The organism is Draconibacterium sp. (assembly GCF_041583095.1).
GTDB lineage: Bacteria > Bacteroidota > Bacteroidia > Bacteroidales > Prolixibacteraceae > Draconibacterium.
This window is the reverse complement of the sequence record NZ_JBFHGM010000348.1, coordinates 1-4,679: the sequence shown is the minus strand read 5'-3', so window position 1 is coordinate 4,679 and position 4,679 is coordinate 1. Positions and strand designations below refer to the sequence as shown.

The following is a 4,679-nucleotide window of genomic DNA, read 5'->3' as shown; positions in this document are numbered from 1 at the left end:
TTTTCCCTGCTCAACCGCATCGCCATCTTCAACATGCAGTTCAACGATCTCACCGGCCACATCAGGGCTGATTTTCACCTCAGTTTCCGGCTGAATTTTTCCGTTGGCGGTTATAAACTCGGTAATGGTTTTACTTTCTACCGTTTCGGTAGCTACTTTTACGCTAACATCGCTGCCAAGCCATCCTTGCTTTTTGCCCACGATAAGCACAATAATAATTACAACCGCAACTCCAATTATATAAGGCAATGTCTTTTTTTGCTTCATTTCAGTTAGCTGTTTTTGTTTATAGGTAAGAAATGGGTTTCTAAAATTACAAGAAAAATCGATTCCTGTAAATTATACCAATTGTATTTCAGTGTGAGCCTTGAGCGAAACGGTGAAATTGCTATGATTAATGCCGGTTGAAAGTAGGAATTTACTGAAATAGGACTCATTTTCATTTCACATCGGTATTAATTGTCAATCGGATGCCAATCGCTTTTCTGAATATGGGTGAAATTAAAAGAAAAAGGCTACCGGAAATAACATTTCCGGTAGCCTTTTCTTATTCTTTAATCAGCATCCGTGCCGTTAAGCGGCTGTGCTGTTCCAGGTAAATATCCTTTTCTTTTACCATCCAGTCGAGCACCTCTTCGGTGTAATGACGAATGGTTACCAACGTAAGGTCGGTGTTGTAACGTATTTTATAATCGCCCGAAAGTTCGCTGAAAATATCCTCCAGATTTTCGTCTGAAGCATCGGCAACAATGTTAAGGTCGATGGCCGATTGTTGCATCAATGTAACCTTTATCAGTTTTTCCATCAGAAAATTTACCACCCGCTCAATATCGCTGATCGAGATTATTGAGAAATCGAGAGCAGAAAGGGTAATCAGCACCTGGTTTTCTTTCAGGATAAAAATCGGGGGCAGCTCAATTTTATGATCGATCTTGTGAATGACAGTGCCCGGATTTTTAGGCTCAACAAACGATTTTACCAGCAGCGGAATTCCTTGGTTGTGCAGTGGCTGCATGGTTTTCGGGTGAATAACTTTTGCTCCCGAATGCGTCATCTCCACCGCCTCTTTGTACGACAGTTCGTTGATCATCACCGTGTCGCTCATTTTTTTCGGGTCGGCACTTAAAACTCCCGGTACGTCTTTCCAAATCGACACGCTTTCAACTTTCAGTGAGCTACCGATAATGGCAGCAGTAAAATCCGATCCCTCGCGACCCAGTGTGGTGGTAAGGTTAGTAGTTGTAGACCCGATAAATCCCTGGGTGATATATAAACTTGTATCAGAAAAGTTAAATTCCTTGCGGGTCAGTTCGCCGGTCCATTCCCAGTCAACACGTGCATCGCGGAAAGTGTCATCAGTTTTCAGACAGGTGCGAATGTCGATCCATTTATTTTTATATCCGGTGGCGGTAATGTAATCGCTAACAATGCGGGTAGAAATGAGCTCGCCGAAACAGATAATCTGGTCGTATTCAAAGTTAAAATCGTACGACGGACGCGAATTTAATTTGTGTTCCAGATCGCTAAACAACTCATAAACGCCCTGTGGCATCCCTTTTTCGCCAAACAAATCGCCGATAATTTCAATGTGGTAGTTCTTAAAGTTATTGAAGATTGTCCACTTTTCGTTGTTGCTGTTATAGTAGGCTTTTATCAATGTTTCCAGCAAATCGGTACTTTTTCCCATGGCCGAAATAACCACGCTCAGGTTTCCGCTTTCGCTTTTAATAATTTCAAATACATTTTTTACTGCGGCCGCATCTTTTACCGATGCACCTCCAAATTTATATACCTTCATCAAAAATTCATTTAAAGCTTTTGAGCAATGCGCTACGAGCTGTTTAACCTTGCAAAACTATATTTTTTTGAATTAACAATATACATGTTCATCAGGGAAATCATTCTACTAAAAATGTTAATTTAGATGCCTTCAAAAAAAACACTAAAAAAGAAACTGCACTCATGAGACATTTTATTCTTTCAATTTTTATTCTGTTTACTTTTTCAGGATTTTGCCAGGTAAGCCAACTTAATAAAAGTTCGCTTTCCATCGAAACAATTATGCAGGATCCGGCCAAATGGATCGGTACTTCGCCGGACGATATAAGCTGGAGCGAAGATGGCGCAAAAATCTATTTTCAGTGGAATCCGGAGCAAGACACGCTCGAGTCGTTGTATGCTTACAATTTGGCGACCAAAGAAATAGAGAAAGTAAATTTGGATGAAAAGAAGACATTACCCGGCCTTCGTGGCGATTACAACAACGACAAAACAAAAAAGGTATACACCCGAAACGGCAACCTCTTTCTGCTCGACTGTAAAAGCGGAGAAGAGAAACAGCTTACCGCCTGGCTGGAGCGTGTTTCGTCGCCCGAATTTGTTTTAGGCGATTCGAAAATAGCCTTTACTAAAGACAATAATCTGTTCACCATCGATCCGGAATCAGGGTTGATCACACAACTTACCAATTTTGTTTCGGGGAATGAGATGAAAGAACAGTCCTCGTCGGAACAAGCCAAATGGCTGGAGCAGCAACAAAAGGAATTGTTTGTGGTTTTGCAGGAACGCGAAGCAAAAAGTAAAGCACGCGAAAACCGCGGGGAGGCTGAAAAAGAAACCGATCCATTAAAAATATACACCGGTAGCAAGTTTTTGAATGGCATTTCGCTGAGCCCGACCGGCGACTACATTATATACAGCTTGTATGAAAGGGCCTCTAATGCAAAAACTACTTCGGTTACGCATCATGTTACCGAATCGGGGTACACCGAAGAAAAGAATGCCCGTGCCAAAGTAGGTAGTCCGCAGGCGTCGGTTGAAATGGGGATTTTTGATGTGAAGAACAATAAGCTCGTAATGATTGATAAAACACAAATTCCCGGCCTGAAAGATTTGCCCGATTACCTGAGCGATTACCCGGAACGTATGCCAAAAGAGGGAGAAGAAGTTGATGACCGCGAGGGAAACCTGATGGGGCCGGTGTGGAATGAAACGGAAGACCTGGCGGTGGTTGTTGCGCTGTCGCATGACAATAAAGACCGCTGGATTTTACTGCTCGATCCTTCGACCGGTAATTTGGAATTACTCGATCGTCAGCGTGACGAAGCGTGGATCGGAGGCCCCGGAATTGGCGGCTGGGGAATGTCGACAGGAAATATAGGCTGGATGCCCGATGGAGAGTCTGTTTGGTTTCATTCCGAAGAGTCGGGCTACTCGCATTTGTACGCGGTAAACTGCAAAACAAAAAAGAAAACAACCCTTACCAAAGGCGAATTTGAAGTTTCGGAAGCATCCATTTCGAACGATAAAAAAAATTTTTATTTCATCGCCAACAAAGTGCACCCGGGTGTGACGCATTTTTACAAAATGCCGGTTTGGGGTGGCAAGCTTACGCAAATCACATCGTTGGAAGGCGGAAATGAAGTATCGCTTTCTCCTGATGAGAAATATTTGGCCATTCGTCATTCGGAGGCCAACAAACCCTGGGAGCTTTATTTGCAGGCAAACAAAGCCGGAGCTGAAGCCGAACAGTTGACACACTCAACCACAGATGCTTTTAACGAATACGACTGGCGGATGCCCGAATACATCACTTTTAATGCTGAAGATGGTGCCGATGTGCACGCCCGTTTATATCGACCGGAATCGCCGGAACAAAACGGGCCGGCAGTGATTTTTGTGCATGGTGCCGGTTATCTGCAAAATGCACATAAGTGGTGGAGCAGCTATTTTCGCGAATACCAGTTCCACAATATTTTAGTGGATAATGGTTATACGGTACTGGATATCGATTATCGCGGAAGTGCCGGTTATGGCCGCGACTGGCGTACCGGAATTTACCGCTGGATGGGTGGCCTCGATCTGTCGGACCAGGTAGATGGCGCAAAATTGTTAGTGGATAAATACGATGTTTCGCCGGAACGAATTGGACTATACGGCGGTTCGTATGGTGGTTTTATTACACTAATGGCCATGTTTAACGAGCCGGAAACTTTTGCCACCGGAGCAGCTTTACGTTCAGTAACCGACTGGGCGCATTACAACCACGGTTACACGGCCAATATTCTGAATACACCGGTGCCGGACAGTATTGCATACGCAAAAAGTTCACCCATAAATTTTGCCAAAGGACTGGAAGGCAATTTATTGATGTGCCATGGTATGGTGGATGACAATGTGCAGTTTCAGGACATCGTTCGCCTTACGCAACGACTTATCGAGTTGGGCAAAGAAAACTGGGAACTGGCGGTTTATCCGGTAGAAGCACATGGTTTTGTGGAGCCCAGCAGCTGGACCGATGAATACAAACGTATTTTTAAACTGTTTGAAGAGAATCTGAAATAACACCATAGAAGCGGGAGCCTGACGTGAAAATCAGGCTCCCGCTTTTGAAATAGTGAAAATTTGCCGAACATCTACTATCTGTTATTCGTTTAAATAAACGGAACATTAAGAATGGAGAGTAGATCGATGAATACCCGGCAGAAAGAAACATCCCCAAATAATCCCTGGCAAAATTTTATAAAAAATTTGGCTTCCTATCAAAAGCCTGATACCTTAAAAAGCGTGTGGCAAATCATAAACACTTTTATTCCGTATGTTGGCGTATGGATATTGTTGGTTTATAGTTTGTCGGTTTCGTTGTGGCTCACTGCATTTCTGCTCATTATTGCCGCCGG

General features: G+C 43.4%; 3 protein-coding genes and 1 pseudogene. 2 read left to right on the top strand and 2 right to left on the bottom strand.

What is annotated here, in order from left to right:
* Together ABZB17_RS20730 and ABZB17_RS20725 are read right to left on the bottom strand one after the other, a co-directional pair.
* The coding region (locus tag ABZB17_RS20730; protein WP_372653241.1) for a biotin/lipoyl-binding protein at positions 1–267 on the bottom strand (267 nt) is incomplete at its 3' end.
* A 280-nt stretch (positions 268–547) separates the two neighbouring features.
* Positions 548–1,798 carry an aspartate kinase gene (locus tag ABZB17_RS20725; RefSeq protein ID WP_372653240.1) on the bottom strand — a complete coding sequence of 417 codons (1,251 nt, stop codon included), beginning with the start codon at positions 1,796–1,798 and terminating at the stop codon, positions 548–550.
* 164 nt (positions 1,799–1,962) lie between these two features.
* Between ABZB17_RS20725 and ABZB17_RS20720 the strand changes: the two genes are divergently transcribed.
* Positions 1,963–4,344, top strand: coding sequence for a prolyl oligopeptidase family serine peptidase (locus ABZB17_RS20720; protein ID WP_372653238.1), 2,382 nt, complete (start codon positions 1,963–1,965; stop codon positions 4,342–4,344).
* Between the two features lie 111 nt (positions 4,345–4,455).
* A pseudogene (locus tag ABZB17_RS20715) lies at positions 4,456–4,679 on the top strand (hypothetical protein); the annotation flags it as partial.

Bases quoted from the DNA above. Each gene is read 5' to 3' on its own strand.
- ABZB17_RS20720 (WP_372653238.1), top strand. From the start codon at position 1,963: ATGAGACATTTTATTCTTTCAATTTTTATTCTGTTTACTTTTTCAGGA.
- ABZB17_RS20725 (WP_372653240.1), bottom strand. From the start codon at position 1,798: ATGAAGGTATATAAATTTGGAGGTGCATCGGTAAAAGATGCGGCCGCA.